A 20,643-nucleotide genomic window follows, 5' to 3' on the forward strand; every position below is an offset into this window, starting at 1 on the left:
CGCACGCGTGGGCCGGAGCCGGATCGTTCAGCTGACCGACTGGATGATCACGTCTCCCGAACCGATGAGGACGTTCGCATCCGTCCGGGCCTCCACGTTGCCGTAGAGGACCCGCCCTGCAGCGGGAGCCGCGGTCGGGGTCACTGTGGCCGGAACGGTCCACTGTGCTCCCGCGGCCCTTGGTGCGTTGGCATCGGCGACGGCGATCGAACCGTACGCCGCATTGATCAGTACATCGCGATAGTTGTACGTCGTCGTCCCAGACGGCACTGCGAACCCGTCGACGAGGATGACCCAGACGCCCACCGCGGGATTGTTGACGGTGAGCGCCTCCACCGCGGTACTGCCCGCGCTCTGTGCTGTCAGCACACAGGAGCCCGTCGAGCAGTTGTACGCGAACAGGTCGAGGTCGGCGTTGATGTCACTCGCGCCGCCGATCGCCGCGCGGAGCGACGTCGTACCCGGCGTGACATTGACCTGGAACTGCTGCTGTGCGCCGTCGGCGATCGTCGGTGTCGCCAGCTTCGCACTACCGAGCGCAGTACCCACAGCCCTACCGGTGAACGGACCCTGCTGGTTCGTCAGCGTGTAGGAGCGGCTGATCGGCTGGCCGAGCGTGCCACTCGCGATGACGTCCGGGTTCGGCGAGACCGAGACACCGAGCAACGATGCCGACAGTGTGTACGGCGTGTTCAGCAGGTCCGACGTACGACGGGCCTCGACCGTGATCTCCCAGACGCCCGGCTGCGGGTTGCTGACCGTACGGCTGAGCGGATCGCCGCCACACGTCCCGCCGGGGACCGGTGGGCTGTAGCAGTACAGGCTGTTGGTCTCAGCGGATTCGCTCGGTACGCCGTACGGGCTGAACCGGAGGAATCGCGCCTGGCCGGTGCCGGGTGTCGCGTCCGGACCCGACAGATCGACCTTGAACGCAGCCACGCCCGCCGGGACCTGGAAGAAGTAGCTGGTCGTCTGGTTGCGGCCGATCTTGCCGCTGACCGTCTTCGACGGAGTTGCGGTCGTCAGGCCGTACGGCACCACGATCGTGTTCAGGGTCTGGAACTCGATCCCTGGTGAACTGGTGTCGTCGAACTGCAGCAGCGCCGAGTGTGCGCCGACGGACTTGGCCTTGACCAGGACCGGTAGCGACACGTCCGTGTTGAGCGGCAGCTTGACGTTGCCGGCGGTGACGAAGGTGCCGTCCCCGCTGAGCCACGACAGGTTGTACTTCACCGTGCCGGCCGGTCCCGACGTACGACGCAACGTGTACGTGCGGGTGTACTGGGTGCCGAGTACGACGCCCTCGCGGTCGTTGATGCCGGTGCCGATACCCGGCGTCTTGAGGAAGGCCGACAGCGCTGTGCTGACCGGGACCGCGGCGGTGATCGTGTCCGTCCGCGGGCTCTTCTTCAGCAGGTTCCAGGCGGAGTTGACGTTCGCGAGGCCGTTGCCCTGCTCATAGGCGCTGTAGTCGGTCAGGAACCGTGCCGACGAGAACAACGACTTGCGTAGCTGTGCGGGCGTGACCGAGATGCCGTTGGCCTGTGCGGCGCTGAGCAGCACGGCGGCTGCCCCGGCCATCTGTGGCGAGGCCATCGACGTGCCCTGGAACATGCCGTAGCCCGGTGGCAGCGTGTAGGTGCCGACGACCGGTTGTCCCGGTTGCCAGGTCGGGACGGCCGAGATTGCCGAACCAGGCGCGACGATCTCGGGCTTGAGAGCGCCGTCCTCGGCCGGACCGCGGGACGAGAACGGGTGCAGGTTCTCGGCCGGGCCGGTCTTCGAGCCGTAGTTGGCCAGCCAGCTCGCGCTGGTGATGTACGAACCGACACTCACGACCTTCGACGCCACGGCAGGGTCGCCGATCGTGTTCATACCCGGTCCGCTATTACCGGCGGAGAAGAACATCTGGACGCCGTACGTCTCGATCAGCGAGTTGTACAGGTCGGCGCGGGCGTTGTTGCCGTCGTTCAGCGCCGGGAGGCCGCCGATCGACATGTTGATCACGTTCACGTGTGCCTGGGTGACCGCGTAGATCATGCCCTCGAGCAGCGCGTGGTTGGTGCAGCCGGCGATGAACAGACACACCCGGACCGAGACCAGCTTGGCGCCCGGTGCGGCACCGCTCATCTTTCCGCCGAGCAGCTTGTTACCGGCCACGATGCCCGCGACGTGCGAACCGTGCGCGCCGGAGACGATGCCGATGTTGACCGCGTTGTCGGCCGAATCGGTCTGGACCACGAACGGCATCGACTCGTTGATCGCCGTCGCCGGGTTGTCCGTACCGAACGTCCCGATGTCCTTGTTGACCTTGTAGTCGGTCATCGGCTTTTCGTCGGCGAAGTTCTTGTTCTGGTTGGCGTCCACCCAGACCGTGTTCGTCACCTGGTCCCACGCGACACCGAACGTGCCCACCGAGCCCGCCGGGTTGCCGTCGCGGTTGACGTCGTTGCCGAGCTCGCCGCCCAGCCGCGGGTCGCGCTCGTTGAAGACACCGAACTTGACCGTGCCGGCGCCCGGGGGAGCGGTGTAGTCGGCCGGCAGCGCCCCGGTCATCTGGATCCAGGTCGGGTCGTTGTCGTTGTTGACGCCGTTGGTGAACGTCGGGTCGGTGTAGGTGACCCAGTCGACGATCTTCCGCTCACCGGTCGACGTCGTGTTCAGCGCCGGGTGGCTCAGGTCGACGCCGGTGTCGAGGATGCCGACCGTCGTACCGCGCCCGTCCCAGGTCGGGTGGGCGTTGACGAACTGGGCCGAGCCGATGTCACCCGTCGGCATGTACGGGTTGACCCGCGGAGTCGTTGCCTTCGGCGGCTGCTGCGGCGTCGGGTCGACGGTGCCCTCGGGGCGTGGATTCTCGAGCGGAATCACCTCGTCGACGTCGGCGGCCTTGACGCCCAGGACGTTCGCGACGTCCTCGGCCTTGTCGATGTTGATCTTGACGCGCAGGTAGCCGATCGAGTCGGTGCGCTTCTCGACGGTGCCGCCGAGCTTGGCGACCCGCTGCGCGACGTCGTTGCTCTGCCCCTTCTCGGCGGCGACCAGCAGCGTGACCGACTTCTGGCCCTTGGACCGTGCCTTCTGCAACAGTGCCTTGTCGCTGTAGCCGAGATCCTTCTTCGCCCTCGGCGGATCGGCGGCCGCCGGCGATACCCCGGCCATTGCCCCCACAAGGAGCGCGGCGAGCGCCACGACCCCAAACTTCCTGGTTCGAGACAGCATTGTGCGAATCCCCTCCCGTGACCCCGTACCCCTGACTCGTTACAGTTCGTGACCCCCAGGAGGCACAGTCGCACCAAATCCCGTTCAGGGCCAGACCTCGACCTGCAGAAAAACCCTTGCCTTGGGATGTCGAACCAGCGGATCCGGCTCCGACGTAGCCGGAGAATCTTTCTGGAGGAGGATGTATGAACCTGCCTGAGGTCGTGTCCCGGGACGAGTGGCTGGCGGCGCGGGAAGCGCTGCTGGCGGAGGAGAAGGCGTTCACCAAGCAGCGTGACGCCTTGAACACCCGGCGGCGGGAGCTGCCCATGGTGCTGGTCGACAAGCCGTACGCGTTCACCGGCGAATCCGGGCCCGCGGAGCTGCTCGACCTGTTCGAGGGCCGGAACCAGCTGGTCGTGTACCACTTCATGTATCCGCCGGACTGGGACGCCGGCTGCCCGAACTGCACCGGCTTCGTGGACGAGATCGGCTCTCTGGAGTATCTGCACGGCGCGAACACGACGTTCGCGCTGGTGTCGCGTGCGCCTTACGAGAAGCTGGCGGCGTACAAGGCCGAGCGCGGGTGGGGGTTCCCGTGGTACTCGTCGTACGGGAGCGACTTCAACTACGACTACAACGTGACGCTGGACGAGTCCGTCGTACCGTTCGTCTACAACTACCGGACCAAGGCGGACTGGGACCTCCGCCCCGGCAACGACTTCATCCAGCAGGACCAGCCGTTCGACCTGCACGGGATGAGCTGCTTCCTGCGCGTGGGCGACGCGATCCACCACACGTACTCGACGTACGGCCGCGGCCCCGACTCCATGACCTTCACGCCCACGGCGCTCGACCTGACCGCGCTGGGCCGCCAGGAGCCGTGGGAGAAGCCGGCCGGCCGGAGCGTCGTGTCCGAGGACGACCACTGCCACTGAGCCGGTCGGGTGAGGAGTGGAACGGGTCGGTCTGTAAGCCGGATTCTGTGGTGGCGATCATCCATCTACGGTGACCGTTGCCGGGCACCTCCAGCGGCCTACCCGCGAGCTCGGGCGGGCAGCCCTCGGACGCTCGCGCGGACGGTGGTTGCCCACCGCCCTTCTTGGCCTTGCTCCACGTGGGGTTTACCGAGCCTCCACAGTCACCTGTGGAGCTGGTGGTCTCTTACACCACCGTTTCACCCTCACCCGCACTCCCATGAACCACGGGGTTCATCGGAGCCGCTGGCGGTCTGTTCTCTGTGGCACTGTCCCGCGGGTTACCCCGGGTGGGCGTTACCCACCACGCTGCCCTGTGGAGTCCGGACTTTCCTCGGCGCCCTGTGACAGGCGACGCGATCGCCCGACCGACCCGTTCCTTGCTCTCAGGATACGGCCTCCGCGGACACCTCCGGCCACAGGCCGTCGGCACCACGCCGGTACGGGCGTACGTCGACCACCGCATCCAGGTTCAACGGGCCGTAGATGTGCGGGAAACTCATCCCGGCCCCGTCCAGGTCCTCGTCGCACAGCGCGGACACCAGCCGGCCGGTGTCGATGACGAGCAGGCAGAGCGGCTGGTCCACGTCGTCGTACGCGAAGTTGGCCACCATCGCGACCTGTTCGGGCCGGGATGCGTGGATGAACGTGGCGCCGTCGTCGAGGCTCTTGCCGCGGGTCGACCACCGGTAGCTCCCGGCCTCGCGCGCAGCCTCCCACTGGTCCACGAACGCGATGTGCAGAATCGTCGCCATAAACCCAACGCTAGCGGCTGCGACTGTGGATTAGGGTGCTCGACATGGCTGACGAGGAGCAGACGGAAACCAAGTCCGATACCGAGACCAAGCCTGCGAAGCCGGTCGACGACCTGGTGACGTCGCAGCACACGGTGACGGTCGACGGGCAGGAGTTGCGGTACACCGCGACGACCGGGCGGATCGTGCTCCGCGAGGAGGTGTACACCGACGGCAAGTTCGAGGGGCTGAAGCCGAAGGCCGAGGTGTTCCTCACGGCGTACACGCTGGACGACGCCGACGCCGCGGATCGTCCGGTGACGTTCGCGTTCAACGGCGGGCCGGGTTCGTCGAGTATCTGGCTGCACCTCGGGCTGCTCGGGCCGCGGCGCGTGGTGTCGGGTGACGTGGGTGAGCTCGCGCCCCCGCCGTACTCGATCGTCGACAACGAGGAGACGCTGCTCAAGTACAGCGATGTCGTGTTCATCGACCCGGTGTCGACGGGGTTCTCGCGGGCGGTCGAGGGGGAGAAGCCGGGGGACTACCACGGGTTCACCCGCGATCTGGAGTCGGTCGGCGAGGTGATCCGGCTGTGGACGTCGCGGAACGGGCGGTGGATGTCGCCGAAGTTCCTGGCGGGGGAGTCGTACGGTACGACGCGCGCGGCCGGGCTGGCCGCGCATCTGCAGCAGCGGTACGGGATGTATCTGAACGGGGTCATGTTGATCTCGGTCGTGCTGGAGTTCGGGACGCTCGACTTCACGCCGGGGAACGATCTGCCGTACACGCTGTTCCTCCCGACGTACGCCGCGATCGCGCACTACCACGGTCTCGTACCGGACCAGACGCTCGAGGAACTGCTCGCCGACGCGGAACGGTTCGCGGCCGGGCGGTACCCGAATGCGCTTGCCCAGGGCAACCGGATCCCGGCGGACTACCGCGCCGAGGTCGTCACCAGACTGGCGGCGCTGACCGGCCTCAGCGAGGACTACATCGATCGCGTCAACCTGCGCATCGAGCACATGCGCTTCTTCGGCGAACTCCTACGCTCCCGCAGGCAAACGGTCGGCCGCATCGACGGCCGCTTCACCGGCTGGAACGCGGACTACGGCTCCGAGACGCCCGAGCGCGACCCGTCCATGAACGCGATCACCGGCCCGTACGCCGCCGCCCTGAACCACTACGTCCGCGTCGAACTCGGCTACGAGAACGATCTCCCGTACGAGGTCCTCAACATGGACGCCGCCAAGAACTGGTCCTTCAAAGAATTCGAAGGACAGCAGATCATGGTCGCCGACAAACTCGCCGAGGCCATGCGAGTCAACCCCCACCTCAAGGTCTACGTAGCCTCCGGCCACTACGACGGCGCCACCCCGTACTTCGCCACCGAACACACTCTCGCCCGCCTACAGATCCCCGCCGACCTGACCCCCAACATCGAAACCAAGTACTACCCAGCCGGCCACATGATGTACATCCACGAAGACTCCCGCATCCAACAATCCGCCGACCTAGGCACCTTCATCGGCGACGCCTCCAACCGATGATTCTGATCCGCCACCCCGGCGCGCCGCAGCCGACCGCCGTACCTGGCGTCGTACTGCGCCCGCCGTCGGTGGCGGACACGGTCGAACTCGGCCACCTGTACTTCGCCTCCTACGACCCCGGCATCGCCGCCGAATCCGAACAGGCCGCCCTGGAAGACATCAACCTCACGTTCGAAGGCGGCTACGGCGTACTCTCTCCAACCCTCAGCCGCCTGGCCTGGGCCGGCGATCAGTTGGTAGGCGCCCTTCTCACGGTCGAACGCGCCCCCTGGCCCGACACCCCCGACTGCCCGTTCATCATCGAACTCTTCACCGCCCCCTCCCACCGCCGCCTCGGCATCGCCAGACTCCTCCTCAACCACTGCGCAGATGCGACGGTCGCCCTACGCGTGGAGGACAACAACCTGCCGGCACTCACCCTCTACCGCAGCGCCGGCTTCCGAAGTGTTGCTGATGGCAACTGAGTTAGCCGCCTTGGCCTAGCATCGCCGCGCAGGCGACGAGTGCGGTCGCTGTCATCAGGGTGGCGACGAGGTATGCAAGCACGGTCGCCGAGAGTGCCAGTGCGCGGCCGTGGGGTTGGCCGTGTGCGTCGCGGAGTCCGGTGCGTGCACAGCGCACCGCCGCGGCGCTGACCAGTACTGCGGGAACGACCTCGAGTACGAGGCCCCATGCGTCGAACGACGGATCCGTGTAGGCCAGCGCGAACATCGCGTCGGCGCCGGCCCACAGGACCAGCGGCGTGAGTAGCGCGAGCACAATCGCCGAGACGGCGGCTGCTCGTGACCAGCGGTGCCGACCATCGGTTGAGCGCATCGAGAGGCTGCTGCGTAGGCGGCTGGCCGCGACCCATGCCGCGACACCAACTGCGACCAACGCGAGGAACGAGAACAGAGCTGCGTTGTCCCGCTGATACGACTCCGGCATCGGCCGCGATTCGTCCACGGACGTGCAGGCTGCGCCGAGCAGCCCACCTGTACAGCCTCAGCCCGGGTACTGCGTGATGTTCACGGGAGGGTTAGTACTTCGGCGCCGGTGTCGGTGACTACCAGTGTGTGTTCGAACTGGGCGGTGCGTGACTTGTCCTTGGTGGTGGCGGTCCAGCCGTCTTCCCAGAGGTCGTACTCGTACGTGCCGAGGGTCAGCATCGGCTCGATCGTGAAGGTCATGCCGGGCTCGATGACGTCGTCGAAGCGTTCGTCGTCGTAGTGGGGGATGATCAGGCCGGAGTGGAACGACGTCGAGATCCCGTGGCCGGTGAAGTCGCGGACGACGCCGTACCCGAACCGCTTGGCATACGACTCGATCACGCGACCGATGATGCTCACCTGCCGACCGGGCTTGACCGCCTTGATGCCGCGGTTCAGCGCCTCGAGCGTGCGCTCGACCAGCAGCCGGCTCTCCTCGTCGACATCGCCGACCAGGAACGTCGCGTTGGTGTCACCGTGCACCCCGTCGAGGAACGCGGTGATGTCGACGTTGACGATGTCGCCGTTCTCCAACGGACGGTCGTCCGGGATGCCGTGGCAGATCACCTCGTTGACCGACGTGCAGAGCGACTTCGGATAACCCCGGTAGCCCAGCGTCGACGGATACGCGTTCCGCTCGATCAGGTACTCGTGGCCGACCGCGTCCAGCTCGTCCGTCGTCACACCCGGCTTCGCCGCCGCACCGACCGCCTGCAACGCCTGCGCAGCCAGCTTGCTCGCGACCCGCATCTTCTCGATCAGCTCGGGCGACGTCACGTACGAACCGTCGAACGGCGTCGGCGCCGGCTTGTCGACGTACTCCGGGCGCGGGATGGAGGCGGGGACGGCGCGGCGCGGCGAGATGTGGCCGGGAGTGAGGATCGACATGGTGAGATCATTCTATTCAGCTGCGACAAGACTCCCAGGAGGTGGTCATCCAGATGAGCGACGATCACAGCAACGAGTGGTACTACAACACCAAGACCGGCAAGGTCGAGCCGTACTCCGGTGCGAAGTCGGGCGACCGGCTGGGCCCGTACAGCTCCCCGGAGGAAGCCGCCCGCGCACTCGAGAAGGTCCAGGAACGCAACGAGGCCTGGGAGAACGACCCGAAGTGGGAGGACGACTGAGCGGTCGTCCCGACCACATGCCGAGGGGCACCACCGGTTCCGGTGGTGCCCCTCAGGTTTGTTGCGGACGTCGCGCGAATGCGGACGACCGGATCAGCGGGCTACCCGCTTGGCCGCGGTCTTACGGGCCGGGGCCTTCTTCGCCGCGGTCTTCCGGACCGCGGTCTTCTTCGCTGCGACGCGCTTCGCAGGCGCCTTCTTGGCAGCGGTCTTCGCCGGTGCCTTCTTGGCCGCGGTCTTACGAGCCGGCGCCTTCTTCGCAACCGTCTTCCGCGCGACGGTCTTCTTCGCCGTCGTCGTCTTCTTGGCGGCGGTCGTGCGCTTGGCCGTCGTCTTCTTCGCTGCCGTCGTCTTCTTGGCAGCAGTCGCGCGCTTCGCCGGCGCCTTCTTCGCAACCGTCTTGCGGGCCGTGACCTTCTTCGCCGGGGCCTTCTTCGCAACGGCCTTCTTGGCGGTGGTGGTCTTGCGGGCCGGCGCCTTCTTCGCCACCGTCTTCTTAGCGGCGGTCTTCTTGGCCGCACTCACCTTCTTCGTCGCTGTCTTCTTTGCTGCGCTGACCTTGCGCGCGGTTGTCGTCCGCTTCGCCGGGGCCTTCTTCGCGACAGTCTTCTTGGCGGGAGAAGCCTTTTTGGCTGTCGCCTTCCCTGCGGCTGCCTTCTTGGCTGGCACTCTGCCTCCTTGGTGCGGCTGAGGAAAACCACGGTGGATTCCTCGTCGTCATGATGATGACAACACTTGTGCGCCACGTAAAGCACCCGAAACGTCTACAGGTTAAGGCGAACTGGCGGCAAAGAGCGGCACAAATGCCGAAAATCCTTGTGCAGAAGGGATTCCGCCGTGCCGTGAGCATGCCGGACGGTCGCAATAATTTCTTGGCGACACGCGGCAGAATCTGCCGTCAACTGCCCCGATCGGCGAGTGTTGTCCTCGGCAACGTCCTGCGAAGACGAGGTGCAACAGGGTCATGAACAGCATGTACGACGACCTCCACAACACTGTCGAACTACCCCGCGATGTACGTCGTGTGGTCAGCATCGTGCCGTCGTTGACGGAGTCGATCGCGGTCACGCATCCGTCGTTGATCGTTGGTGCGACCGACTGGTGTACGCATCCCGCGGACCTCGATGTCGTACGTGTTCGCGGTACCAAGAATCCCGACATCGACCGCATCCGCGAACTCGTACCGGACGTCGTCGTAGCGAACGCCGAAGAGAATCGTGCGGCCGATCTCGACGCGTTGCGCGAGCACGGAATCGCGGTCTGGGTGACGGCGCCGGCAACAGTGCCCGAATCACTCGACTCACTCGAGCGCATGCTGTCCGCGATCGTCGGCGACGTACCCGGATGGTTGGTGCACGCGCGCGACGTGTGGAGTACGCCGTACGACGGAATGCGCCGGCGGGCCGTGATACCGATCTGGCGGCGGCCGTGGATGGCGTTGGGGCGGGACACGTTCGCGGGCGATCTGCTCTTCCGGATCGGCATCGACAACGTGCTCGCACATTCCGGCGAGCGTTATCCGAAGATCGACCCGGACGCGTTACCGGAGTACGACATCGTGGTGCTGCCGGACGAGCCTTATGCCTTTTCCCCGACCGACGGACCGGAGGCGTTCGGCAATCCCGCGCGATGTATCTCGGGCCGCCATCTCACCTGGTACGGGCCGTCGCTCGTCGAGGCACGGGCGTTGCTGACCGACCAGCTGGCGTGATCTCTGCCTCGTCATCTAGACGCTTAGGTATGCCTCACCTACACTCGCCGGGTGCCGTCGATGACCGCGAAGAAGAAGTGCTGCAAGGACAAGCCGAGGTGCAAGAAGTGCCCGGTGGTGCTGATGCGCCTGTCCAAGGCAGGCTGCGCCGAGCGCATCGACAAGGTCCACTACAAGGTGGACAAGAAGGTCCCGAAGAAGGTGCTGAAGCAGGCGCGGGCCCGCTAGGACGCCCGCCGCAGCGTGATCGCGTCGGCCGCCTCGCGCAGCAGACCGGGGATCGTCACGTGCGCGGCCTGACCGGTCGCCTCGAGGTCGTCGCCGTACCACCAGCCGTGTTTGCTGATGGTCTGCAGCTCGAGCTCCTCCTGGTTCGCGAACGTCACGTCGACGCGGTCCACCGCGACCGCGAAGAAGGTCTGGTGCTGGATGATCCGGCACCCGCCCCACTCGAACTCGATCGTGTTCGTCGCCACCGGCGTACCGAGCGCGTCGGCCGGCAGCACGATGCCGACCTCTTCGCGCAGTTCACGGCTGGCCGCTTCGCCGACCGTCTCACCGGATTCGACGCCGCCGCCGATCGTGAACCAGTACGGCGTCTGCGGTTTCAGCGGGTCCCAGCCGTGCAGCAGCAGCACCTTGCCGTCCGGACGCACCGGCAGCACGCGGGCCGTCGTACGGCGTCGGACCGTTCCTGGTGGTGGCAGCTGGGATTCGCTCACACCACAAAACGGTAAGCGACCCGGGCCGCCGCACGTCGCCTGATGCGGCGCGTCTCACATGGTTGCCGCAGACATCTACGATCGGAAGCATGGCGAGTATCGGTCTTGGGCTGGCAGCGCTGGGTCGTCCGGGGTACATCAACCTCGGGCACGACGAGGATCTCCCGCCGGGGCGGGCGGTCGACGACCTCCGGGTCCGCACCCACGAGCTGCTCGAGCAGGCGTGGCAGGCCGGTGTTCGGTACTTCGACGCCGCGCGTTCGTACGGTCTTGCCGAGAAGTTCCTCGGCGAATGGCTGACACCCGAGCGCCGTACGCAACTCACGATCGGTTCGAAGTGGGGCTACACGTACGTCGGTGACTGGCGGACCGACGCGGACACGCACGAGGTCAAGGACCACGGCCTCGCCACGTTCGAACGGCAATGGCCGGAGACCCTTCAAGCGCTTGGTGGACCGCCGGACTTCTACCTCGTCCACAGCCTGACCGCCGACAGTCCCGCACTCGACGACAAGCGCTTGCTCGACCGCCTCGGTGAACTCGCCGACTCCGGCGTCCGCGTCGGCCTGTCCACCAGCGGCCCACGCCAGTCCGAGACGCTCCGCAGGGCAATCGACCTGGGTACGCCGTTCTCCGCCGTACAAGCGACCTGGAACGTACTGGAGCCGTCCGTGGGCGCGGCTCTGGCCGAGGCACACGACGCCGGCTGGTTCGTCGTCGTCAAGGAAGCGGTCGCGAACGGGCGCCTCACCACTCACGGCGGTGAGACGCCCTTCAACGAGTTCGCGCACCAGCGCGGTATCGCTCCCGACGCGCTGGCGATCGGAGCAGCCATGGCTCAACCGTGGGCGGACATCGTCCTCAGCGGAGCCACGACTGCTTCCCAACTGGCGAGCAACCTCGCCTATCGAGTTGACGGACCGTTGACCGAGTTCATCCAGCAGCCCGAGGAGTACTGGACCGAACGCTCGGCCCTACCGTGGATCTGAGCTCCTGCCGCAGCGCACTTGCTCCCGAGCCGGCCTTCGCCGCCGAGGTGAGTGACGCGTCGGGCTGCGGAGCCGGCACCGGCGGGCACTTGACGTCGGACTGGTTGCCAGGCCGACGAGCCGGCAGCGCACCGGTCTGCAGGTAGGCCACGATGCGGTCGTCGGTACACGCCACACCGGACAGCGAACCGGCGTGCGTCGTACCGCCGACACCTTCGATGAGGACTGCGTGCGGGAACGTCTTGCGGGTCTGCAAGGCGCCCGAGTACGGCGTTGCCGCGTCGAGCGTCTCGTTGATCAGCAGCGCGCCCTTCACGTGACGGCCGTCGACCTTCACCGGGTTGCCGGCCTTCGCGGGCCAGAAGGCGCACGGAGCGTTGAACCATGCGTTGGCCCAGGTCAGGAACGGTGCCTTGGCGTAGGTGCTCCAGTTGTCACGGCGCCAGACGTTCCAGTTCGTCGGCCACTTGGCGTCGGTGCAGGACACACCGAGGTAGACGGCGTACCCGTTGTCGTCGAACGGCGGGGAGCCGTACAGGTCGACCAGGGGAGCGGCGTTGCCGTTGTGGACCCACTCGGCGAACGCGCTCGCCACATCCACCCAGCCGTACACGTAGTACGCGGCCTGCGTGAAGATGTCCGTCCACTCGTCCGGCCCGATCTTGCCGTCGGCGGGATGGCCGATGAGTTTGCGCAGTTCGGCGTAGTACCGGGCCTCGACCACGCGCTCGGTGGTGCCGAGATGCCAGACCGAGTCGTGCGCGGCGACGTACGCGAAGAACACCTTGACGCTCTTGTTGAACGCGAAGTCCTGGTCGAGGTTGGCCTTGTACCAGACGCGGGTCGCGTTGACGACGCCGTCGAAGATGACGCGGCGGAAGCGGTTCGGGTACAGCGTGCCGTACACCTGGCCGAGGTACGTGCCGTACGAGAAGCCGTAGTAGTTGATCTGCGGTGCGCCGAGAGCCTTGCGGATGCTCTCCATGTCGCGGACCGAGTCGAGTGTGGTCAGGTGCCCGAGCAGCGCGTGCTGTGCGCTGTTGCAGGCCTTCGCGTATGCCTTCGACCGGTTGATCCAGACCTGCTCGAGCTTCGGCGTCACCGGGACGTACAGCGGCCGGTTGTAACCGGCGTAGTCCGGGATGCAGCTCAACGCGGGCTGGCTCGAACCGACGCCGCGCGGATCGAAACCGATCCAGTCATACGAATCGCCGGCGCCGTTCGGTACGAACTCACCGAAGATCGCGTAGATCAATCCGGAACCGCCCGGCCCGCCCGGATTCACCAGCATCGGGCCTTGTGCCTGCGAGTCGGGGGTCTTGTGCAGGACCCGCGACACCGCCAGCTTGATCTTCGTTCCGTTCGGACGCGCGTAGTCCAGCGGCACCACGACGTACCCGCATTGTGCGCCCCGGCTGGCGAGTGTCGGATTCGTGCAAGTGCTCCATTGCACCGGCGGTGGCGTATAGCTCGCCGGCTTCGAGTCGGTCTGGGACGGTACTGCGCTCGCCGCTGGAATGGAGCTGATTACTCCACCCACCAGCGCGAACGAGACCCCTGCGGCAACAATCAATCGACGAATTCTCATCGGGCCTCCCCTTTTGCCGCAAACATCGTGAACCCGCGAAACCTGGGGAACAAGGCTTCGCGGGGAGTATCCGGAGAGCTACCCGGACAGCACGATGAGTGGTCTAGAAGGTGTGTTCGTCTCCCGGGAAGGCGCCCGATGCAACCTCCGACGCGTACGTCGCGGCCGCGGTGGTGAGGATGCCGCGCAGGTCGGCGTACTGCTTCACGAATCGGGGCATGCTGCCCGAGCGGAGGCCGGCCATGTCCTGCCAGACGAGGACCTGGGCGTCGGTGTCGCGGCCGGCGCCGATGCCGATCGTCGGGATCGGAACCCGCTTGGTGATCTCGGCGGCGACATCTCCCGGGACCATTTCCAGCACCACCGAGAACGCACCTGCTTCGGCCAATGCGACGGCGTCGTCGATGAGACCGGCGGCCTGATCGCCGCGACCCTGCACGCGGTACCCGCCGATGCTGTGCTCGCTCTGCGGCGTGAAGCCGATGTGCGCCATCACCGGGATGCCCGACTGCGTGAGCTTCTCGACCATCGGCACCATGTTGCGGCCGCCCTCGAGCTTGACCGCGTGCACGCCGGCTTCCTTCATGAACCGTACGGCGGTGTGGAACGCCTGCTCCGGCGACGCCTGGTACGAACCGAACGGCAGGTCAGCGACGACAAGCGCATGCTCGACGGCTCCCGCGACCGCACGCGCCAACGGGATCAGCTCATCGACGGTGACCCGCAAGGTCGTGTCGTAGCCGAACACGTTGTTCGCGGCGGAGTCGCCGACGAGCAGGACCGGAATGCCTGCCTGGTCGAAGATCTCGGCGGTGTACTGGTCGTACGCCGTCAGCATCGCCCACTTCTCGCCGCGGTTCTTGAAGTCGCGGAGGTGGTGGACCCGGTACCGCCGCGGTCGCTTACTTGCCTCGCTCGCACCGCCCGGCGCCGGTTGGCCGCCGCCGGCCGCGGACGGACCTTCGGTCCCGGCCGCAGTACTTGCCGACACCTGCGCGCGGCGTGCGGCCCGATGCGTGGAGACCGGCTCGGCCGGGATCTGACTCGGCGCATCCTGCTGAACGTTCGCCCGCCGACGCGCACCGACCGGCCGCTGCCCGTCAGACTCTTCGCTCACCGGCGCATTGCTCTCGTACTCCGCACTCGGGTCGGACAGATAGCCGTTGCCCTGCTCCTGCTGATACGCCTCGATCATCTCCGGCATGTACGCCGTGATCGTCTTGGTGTCCATCGGGTTGGAACGCGGACCACCGGCCGGACGTCGCGAGCCCTCGTCGCGCCTCGCCGCCTGGTCCTGCCGCACCGCATCCTCGCGCCGCGGCGCCTGGTCCTGCCGCACCGCATCCTCGCGCCGGGCCGCCTGGTCCTGCCGCGGGGCATCCTCGCGCCGCACCGCCTGGTCCTGCCGCACGGCATCCTCACGCCGGGCCGCCTGGTCCTGCCGCGGGGCATCCTCGCGCCTCGCCGACTGATCCCGCCGCAGGGCGTCCTCGCGCCGCGGCATGTCTTGCCGCGGGACGTCGTCTCGTCGGGCGACCTGCTCGGACCGGGCCGGCTCGTCGCGCCTCGGCACTTGCTCCTGGTGCGGCGCTTGCTCCTGGGTGGGCCGCTGTTCCTGGCGGGCGGCGTGCTCTTGGTCTTGCCTGGCCAGCTGTGCCTGCAGCGCCGCCAGCTCCTGCCGGGCCCGCTGCTCGTGCGACGGCACTTGCTCGGGACGCGGCTGCTCCTGGCGCGGCGGCTCGAGACGCTGCACCGGCTCCTGCGGCTGGGCAGCCTCGCGAACCGGCTCCTGCGAAGGCGCCTGGCGCGGCGGCTGCTGCGGAGTGACTCCGTTGCTCGACGTATGCCCGTTGCTCGACACGTGCCCATTGCTCGTTGCAGGCGGCGGCGGTGCAGGGCTCGGCTGCGGCGCCGGTGCACTCCAGTTCGCACTCCCGTTGGACGCATGCGGCGGTCGCGGTGTCACGCCGTTGCTCGACTGCGGCGGTGCCGGCGGCCGCGGCGCCTGCGCACCAGGCTGACCGGGCTGGCCCTGCGGCGGTCGTGCGCCGTTGCTCCCCGGCCCGAACGGACTAGGCCGACCCTGCGGCGGCTGCTGACCCTGCGGCCGGAACGGGCTCTCCTGGTACCGCTCGTACGACTCGTCGCGCGATTCCCCGTAGTACTCAGACCTCTCCGGCCGCTGCGGCGGTGCCTGTCGCGGTTGGTGCTGCGACGGCGGCGGCGCGCTCGGCAGGTACGGCGGCTTCGGCACGTACGGCTGCTGCGGCACCGGGCCGCGCTCGTACGTCCGCGGTGCGTTCGGCAGCGACGGCGACGGGTCGAGACCCAGCCCGGAACCTCCGGCTCCGCGGTCCCGCCAGGTGTCGTTGTCGTAGTCCGAGCGGCGGTGCTCCTCGGTTGTCCGATTCTTCGGTCCGGTCCCGTACGGCGACGGCAGCTCCTCGTCGTCGTCCTGGGTACCGGCCGACAGGAAGTTGTCAACCATGCCGCCATCGTCCCACCGTTGCGGAGGGTGAGCGCCACCGGCTGACGGTGAGCGATCGCTCACATCGTCCGGGTAGGTGTCGCGGGGCAGGCCGGAGCGGTCGTGGGTCTCGTCCGACGAGCCCCACGGGGATTCTTGGGATGGGCGGTACCGCCAGGAGTCGCTCAGTGCTCGGCTGCCTTCCGTGCGTCCTCACGCCATGCATTCGTGATCGGCAACCGGCGGTCCCGGCCGAAGGCCTTGTGGGTCAGCTTCGGGCCCGGTGGGTACTGCCGGCGCTTGTACTCCGCGCGGTCGACGAGCTGGATCACCTTCGTGACCAGCTCGGCGTCGAACCCGGCAGCGACGAGTTCCGCACTGCCGCGGTCCTGCTCGACGTAGTCGTCCAGCATGTCGTCGAGCAGGTCGTACGGCGGCAGCGAGTCGGTGTCCTGCTGCCCCGGGCGAAGCTCGGCGGACGGGGGTTTGGCGATCGAGTTCTCCGGGATCGGGGGCTGCTGCCCCTTCTCCTTGGCGTCCGCGTTGCGCCACTTCGCGAGCCGCCAGACGAGCGTCTTCGGGAGGTCCTTCAACGGTGCGTACCCGCCGACCGCGTCGCCGTAGATGGTCGAGTAGCCGACGGACAGCTCCGACTTGTTGCCGCAGGCAAGCACCAGGTGGCCGTCGGCGTTCGACAGGCCCATCCAGACCACCGCGCGGACGCGGGCCTGCAGGTTCTCCTCGGCCAGCCCGGTCAGGCCGAGCGTGTCGAGGAACGGCTGCACCATCGGCTGGATCGGCACGACGCGGTAGTTCAGCCCGGTCCGGGCGGCGAGCTCGGCGGCGTCGTCCCGGGAGTGCTCGCTGGAGTAGATGCTCGGGTTGGAGATCCCGAACACGTGCTCGGCGCCGACCGCGTCGCAGGCGATCGCGGCGACCAGGGAGGAGTCGATGCCGCCGGACAGTCCGAGCAGCACCGACTTGAAGCCGTTCTTCTGGACGTAGTCGCGCAGGCCCGTCACGATCGCGCCGTAGATCTCGGCCTCGTCGGACAGTTGCGGTGCGATCACCGGCGCCATCGCGTCGTACGCCTCGACCGGATCCTCGTGCAGGACGGTGTGGACGATCTCGATGCCTTCGTAGGTGCCTTCCGGCGTACCTTCGGCGGCCGGGAGGTCCAGGTCGACGATCATGCTGCCCTGCTCGAACTGCGGGGCGCGGGCGAAGACCTTGCCGTCGGCATCGGTGACGAGCGAGTCGCCGTCGAAGACGAGCTCGTCCTGGCCGCCGACGAGGTTCACGTAGGCGAGCGCGCAGCCGGCCTCGCGGGCGCGACGGCGTACCAGATCGCCGCGGACGTCGTCCTTGTTCGCCTCGTACGGCGAGCTGTTGATCACGAGCAGGAGACCGGCGCCCGCCTCGTGGGTGACCGCGGCCGGGCCGCCGTCCTGCCAGAGGTCCTCGCAGATCACCAGCGCGACGTCGATGCCGTGGATCCGGATCACCTGCAGGGTGTTCCCGGGAACGAAGTGCCGGAACTCGTCGAAGACGCCGTAGTTCGGCAGGTGGTGCTTCACCGCGCTGGTGACGACGCGGCCCTGGTGGATCACCGCGGCGGAGTTGGTGGGGGAGCCCTTCGGCCGGCCGAGCCGGTCCACGCCCATCGCCGTACCGCCGGCGCGGTCGAGATACCCGCAGACCACGACGATGTCCCCGAGCCCCTCCTCGGCGAGCCGTTCCGCGAGGTCGTGGATCTTGCCCTGCGACGCATCCACGAACGACGCCCGCAACGCCAGATCCTCCACCGGATAACCGGTCAACCCGAGCTCGGGAAACGCCACCACATGCGCACCTTGCTCGACCGCGTTCCGGGTCCACGCGACGATCTTGTCGGCGTTCCCAGCAATGTCACCCACGGTCACATTCAGCTGAGCAAGAGCAACTCGGAGTTGAGGCACGGGAGCACATTACTGGTTCCCCCCGCTCATCCCCACGCCCCTCCAACCTCTTACGTACGCCGAAGGTCCTTGATCAGTAGTTGGTGGATGTCCGGGCGACCAGGAGCGGGGTGAGAGTCGTCCAGCCGAGGGACTCGTAGAGGGGGCGGCCCGCGGGGGAGGCGGACAGGTAAGCGGTGGGGGTTTGGGCGGCTCGGGCGAGGGCGGTCATGAGGGCTCGGGCCAGGCCTCGGTGGCGGTGGGCGGGGGTGGTGGTGATTTGGTCGGCTACGGCGCCGGTGTGGAGGACGGACATGCGGCCGGTGGCGGCTATTTCGCCGTAGCCGTAGATCTGGGCGTCGATGATGGAGGGGGTTGCGGAGAGCTCGAGGGTGTACGGCGGGGGCACGGGGTGCGAGGCGTGGTCCGCGAGGGTGATCGTCATCAGCCATTCGGTGCGGAGGGGCTCGAGGGGTTTGAGGTTGGCGGCCAGGCGGGCCGGGTCGTCGGTGGTGATCGCCAGCCACGACGTCCCGGGCGGATTGCTGTCGGTCAGCGCGAGATGTGCGGCAGCGGTCGCCTGAGCTTCGGTTGCGACGTACTCGACCCGACGCTCCGGTTCGCCGACGCGTACGACGGTGACGTCGTCGACCTGTTGATAATCGGTCCACCCGCGCGCCGCGGACCATCCGCGCTGCCACCGGGTCAGGGCTTCCTCGTGCACCCGCCTATCGAACAGCGACGAAGGTTCACGCGCGGAGGGACTTTGGATGGACGCGGCACCGGGCCGGCGCGGATTGACTGGTGCCATGAGCATCCAAGCCGGACCGACCGGGCTGAGCGAACGCGCACTCGGCCCGGACCTCGCGCGCGGATTCATGCTGCTGTTCATCGCGTTGGCCAACTCGCACTACTTCGTCTACAGCGACCGCGTCTTCGGCGGCTTCCCGACCGGCGGCTCCGCGATCGATCGCGGGGTCGGCCTGGTGATCTCGACCTTCGTCGACGGTCGCGCGTTCCCGATGTTCGGCGTGCTCTTCGGGTACGGCGTCGCGCAGATCGTCCGCCGGCAACGCGAAGCGGGCCAGGACTGGTGGCCGATCCGCAAGCTCCTCTGGCGCCGCAGCCTCGTCCTGATCGTGCTCGGCTTCCTGCACGCGATGCTGCTCTACATCGGCGACATCCTCGCGGCGTACGGCGTACTCCTGTTCCTCGGCGTCTGGGCCCTGCGCTGGAAGGACCGCTGGCTGTTCATCGTCGCCGCACTCGTCCTCGTCCTCACGGCGCTGCCGAGCAACGACTCGCTCGCAACCTCCTCCGACGCGGCCGACCCGGCGATGCTCCCGCCGAACTTCCTCGGCCAGTTCGCGGACCGCATCGTCGTCCAGCCGTTCATCGCCGGCCTCGGCTGGATCGGCTTCGTCACACCGTTCCTGATCGGCCTGTGGGCCGGCCGCCGCCGCATCCTCGAACGCCCGGCGCAGCACCTCACCCTGCTCCGTACAACGGCACTCCTCGGCCTCACGATCGCCGTCGCCGGCGCGCTCCCGGTCTCGCTCGTCGTCGGCGGCGTACTGACCCGACCGAGCGACCACGCGCTCTCGATCCTCGGACCGTTGCACGACGCAACCGGTGTCTTCGGCGGTTTCGGGTACGCCGCACTGATCGTCCTGATCGCCCGGAGATTGGGCGATCGCCAGGGCCCGGTCTCCCTGGCGATCGCAGCCGTCGGGCAACGTTCGCTGACGTGCTACCTGTCCCAATCGGTCGTGTGGGCCGTCGCGTTCACGCCGTACCTCCTGGACCTCTCGCACACGCTCACCACAACCACGACGGCCCTGCTTGCGATCGCGACCTGGCTGGCGACCGTACTGCTCGCCGACCGGATGCGGCGCGCGAACTACCGCGGCCCGTTCGAAATCCTGATCCGCAGAGTCACGTATCAACCGAGGAGAACAGCGGCCACTCTGTCGCGCAGTTCCGGCAAGCGCGCGTAGAACACGTCACCCGGACATTGCGTCGTGTTGTAGTCCCGGTGCCCGACGATCGCGACATGCGGATCCAGCCCGTACTTCGTGCACAACCACGCGCACGTCAGCACGGACATGTCGAACAACGCGACCGTCACGTTCTCGGTGACGTAGATGCCCTCGTGCTCGATACCGATCGTGTGGCTGTTCTGGTTCGCGGTCTGGGCGCCGAGGACGTTCTGGCCGTTGTTGATCGCCGACAACGACTTGCTCCGGCCCTCCATCAGGAATCCGCCGCGGCTGATCGTGAGCTGGTTGCCCATGTCGATCCAGCCGTTGGTGTCCATGTGCAGGTCCTGGATCCAGTGCTGGACCGAGTACGCGGCCGCGAGCGAGTAGTCCGTGACATTCGGGCTCGCGGTGTGGTGGATGACGATGTGGTCGGGCTTGGCGATCACCTGGGTCGCCGACTTGGGCGGTCGCGCGGACCATTCGGTGCGCGTGTAACAGCGCGGCGCGGGGGCGGCGAGCGCTGTTGTGGTCATGGCTCCGGCCAGGGCGCCGCCGAGCAGTACGCCGCCGGCGGTCGCGCCGAGCAGGGTACGCCGGGACACCCGGGCACGTTGGATATTTTCTGGGGCGGTCATGCCTTAGAAAATTCCCTACCGTCAGGGCCTCCAAACCGGAATGATCTAATGACGT

General features: G+C 67.4%; 19 protein-coding genes and 1 other RNA gene. 8 read left to right on the plus strand and 12 right to left on the minus strand.

The annotated features are described in order from the left end of the window. Positions 1-27: 27 nt before the first annotated feature. Positions 28-3,192 carry a S8 family serine peptidase gene (locus FDA38_RS12755; RefSeq protein ID WP_202877666.1) on the minus strand — a complete coding sequence of 1,055 codons (3,165 nt, stop codon included), beginning with the start codon at positions 3,190-3,192 and terminating at the stop codon, positions 28-30. Between the two features lie 215 nt (positions 3,193-3,407). Between FDA38_RS12755 and FDA38_RS12760 the strand changes: the two genes are divergently transcribed. Then, positions 3,408-4,139, plus strand: a complete 732-nt coding sequence (locus FDA38_RS12760; RefSeq protein WP_137254248.1) for a DUF899 domain-containing protein — start codon at positions 3,408-3,410, stop codon at positions 4,137-4,139. A gap of 18 nt (positions 4,140-4,157) precedes the next feature. On the opposite strand, the gene rnpB is transcribed toward FDA38_RS12760, so the two are convergent. Then, positions 4,158-4,554: RNase P RNA component class A (gene rnpB / locus FDA38_RS12765), an RNA gene on the minus strand. A 10-nt stretch (positions 4,555-4,564) separates the two neighbouring features. Next, positions 4,565-4,933 carry a DUF952 domain-containing protein gene (locus FDA38_RS12770; RefSeq protein ID WP_137254249.1) on the minus strand — a complete coding sequence of 123 codons (369 nt, stop codon included), beginning with the start codon at positions 4,931-4,933 and terminating at the stop codon, positions 4,565-4,567. 44 nt (positions 4,934-4,977) lie between these two features. Between FDA38_RS12770 and FDA38_RS12775 the strand changes: the two genes are divergently transcribed. After that, positions 4,978-6,459 (plus strand): S10 family peptidase, encoded by a 1,482-nt coding sequence (locus FDA38_RS12775; protein WP_137254250.1) that lies wholly within the window; start codon positions 4,978-4,980, stop codon positions 6,457-6,459. Continuing rightward, positions 6,456-6,923 carry a GNAT family N-acetyltransferase gene (locus FDA38_RS12780; protein ID WP_137254251.1) on the plus strand — a complete coding sequence of 156 codons (468 nt, stop codon included), beginning with the start codon at positions 6,456-6,458 and terminating at the stop codon, positions 6,921-6,923. The genes FDA38_RS12775 and FDA38_RS12780 overlap by 4 nt, the downstream gene beginning before the upstream one ends. A 1-nt stretch (position 6,924) precedes the next feature. On the opposite strand, the gene FDA38_RS12785 is transcribed toward FDA38_RS12780, so the two are convergent. Next, entirely contained in the window at positions 6,925-7,404 is a 480-nt protein-coding gene (locus tag FDA38_RS12785; RefSeq protein ID WP_137254252.1) for a hypothetical protein, read from the minus strand. A 62-nt stretch (positions 7,405-7,466) separates the two neighbouring features. Further along, positions 7,467-8,315: a type I methionyl aminopeptidase gene (gene map, locus FDA38_RS12790; protein ID WP_137254253.1), complete on the minus strand. Its 849-nt coding sequence runs from the start codon at positions 8,313-8,315 to the stop codon at positions 7,467-7,469. A 53-nt stretch (positions 8,316-8,368) separates the two neighbouring features. Here map and FDA38_RS12795 point away from each other — a divergent pair, with 53 nt between their 5' ends. Continuing rightward, a complete protein-coding gene (locus FDA38_RS12795; RefSeq protein ID WP_137254254.1) occupies positions 8,369-8,557 on the plus strand; it encodes a hypothetical protein in 189 nt (62 codons plus the stop codon). A 93-nt stretch (positions 8,558-8,650) separates the two neighbouring features. On the opposite strand, the gene FDA38_RS12800 is transcribed toward FDA38_RS12795, so the two are convergent. Beyond that, on the minus strand, positions 8,651-9,226 hold the full coding sequence (locus FDA38_RS12800; protein WP_137254255.1) for a histone H1-like repetitive region-containing protein: 576 nt from the start codon (positions 9,224-9,226) through the stop codon (positions 8,651-8,653). Positions 9,227-9,521: 295 nt separating this feature from the next. Here FDA38_RS12800 and FDA38_RS12805 point away from each other — a divergent pair, with 295 nt between their 5' ends. Together FDA38_RS12805 and FDA38_RS42200 are read left to right on the plus strand one after the other, a co-directional pair. Further along, positions 9,522-10,268 carry a helical backbone metal receptor gene (locus tag FDA38_RS12805; RefSeq protein ID WP_325053068.1) on the plus strand — a complete coding sequence of 249 codons (747 nt, stop codon included), beginning with the start codon at positions 9,522-9,524 and terminating at the stop codon, positions 10,266-10,268. A 51-nt stretch (positions 10,269-10,319) separates the two neighbouring features. Then, the gene (locus tag FDA38_RS42200; RefSeq protein WP_170989712.1) at positions 10,320-10,496 is read left to right on the plus strand and encodes a hypothetical protein; all 177 of its coding nucleotides are present in this window, start codon (positions 10,320-10,322) and stop codon (positions 10,494-10,496) included. Here the strand turns inward: FDA38_RS42200 and FDA38_RS12810 are convergent. Continuing rightward, positions 10,493-10,990 carry an NUDIX hydrolase gene (locus FDA38_RS12810; RefSeq protein ID WP_137254256.1) on the minus strand — a complete coding sequence of 166 codons (498 nt, stop codon included), beginning with the start codon at positions 10,988-10,990 and terminating at the stop codon, positions 10,493-10,495. The genes FDA38_RS42200 and FDA38_RS12810 overlap by 4 nt on opposite strands. A gap of 89 nt (positions 10,991-11,079) precedes the next feature. Between FDA38_RS12810 and FDA38_RS12815 the strand changes: the two genes are divergently transcribed. Then, on the plus strand, positions 11,080-11,979 hold the full coding sequence (locus tag FDA38_RS12815; RefSeq protein WP_137254257.1) for an aldo/keto reductase: 900 nt from the start codon (positions 11,080-11,082) through the stop codon (positions 11,977-11,979). On the opposite strand, the gene FDA38_RS12820 is transcribed toward FDA38_RS12815, so the two are convergent. From FDA38_RS12820 to FDA38_RS12835, 4 genes are all read right to left on the minus strand, one after another. Next, on the minus strand, positions 11,924-13,567 hold the full coding sequence (locus FDA38_RS12820; RefSeq protein ID WP_137254258.1) for an alpha/beta fold hydrolase: 1,644 nt from the start codon (positions 13,565-13,567) through the stop codon (positions 11,924-11,926). The genes FDA38_RS12815 and FDA38_RS12820 overlap by 56 nt on opposite strands. Before the next feature lie 103 nt (positions 13,568-13,670). After that, positions 13,671-16,055, minus strand: a complete 2,385-nt coding sequence (gene panB, locus FDA38_RS43050) for a 3-methyl-2-oxobutanoate hydroxymethyltransferase (RefSeq protein ID WP_233714681.1) — start codon at positions 16,053-16,055, stop codon at positions 13,671-13,673. A 164-nt stretch (positions 16,056-16,219) separates the two neighbouring features. Continuing rightward, the gene (locus tag FDA38_RS12830; RefSeq protein WP_137254259.1) at positions 16,220-17,992 is read right to left on the minus strand and encodes an NAD+ synthase; all 1,773 of its coding nucleotides are present in this window, start codon (positions 17,990-17,992) and stop codon (positions 16,220-16,222) included. A 73-nt stretch (positions 17,993-18,065) separates the two neighbouring features. Then, complete coding sequence (locus FDA38_RS12835) at positions 18,066-18,695, minus strand: GNAT family N-acetyltransferase (protein WP_170989718.1); 630 nt, start codon at positions 18,693-18,695, stop codon at positions 18,066-18,068. Positions 18,696-18,780: 85 nt separating this feature from the next. Here FDA38_RS12835 and FDA38_RS12840 point away from each other — a divergent pair, with 85 nt between their 5' ends. After that, positions 18,781-19,968: a DUF418 domain-containing protein gene (locus FDA38_RS12840; RefSeq protein ID WP_233714682.1), complete on the plus strand. Its 1,188-nt coding sequence runs from the start codon at positions 18,781-18,783 to the stop codon at positions 19,966-19,968. Here the strand turns inward: FDA38_RS12840 and FDA38_RS12845 are convergent. Further along, positions 19,914-20,555: a peptidoglycan recognition protein family protein gene (locus FDA38_RS12845; RefSeq protein ID WP_202877667.1), complete on the minus strand. Its 642-nt coding sequence runs from the start codon at positions 20,553-20,555 to the stop codon at positions 19,914-19,916. The two genes, FDA38_RS12840 and FDA38_RS12845, sit on opposite strands and share 55 nt — an antisense overlap. Between the last annotated feature and the right edge of the window lie 88 nt (positions 20,556-20,643).

This window comes from Kribbella jiaozuonensis (assembly GCF_005233875.1).
Classification (GTDB): Bacteria; Actinomycetota; Actinomycetes; order Propionibacteriales; family Kribbellaceae; genus Kribbella; species Kribbella jiaozuonensis.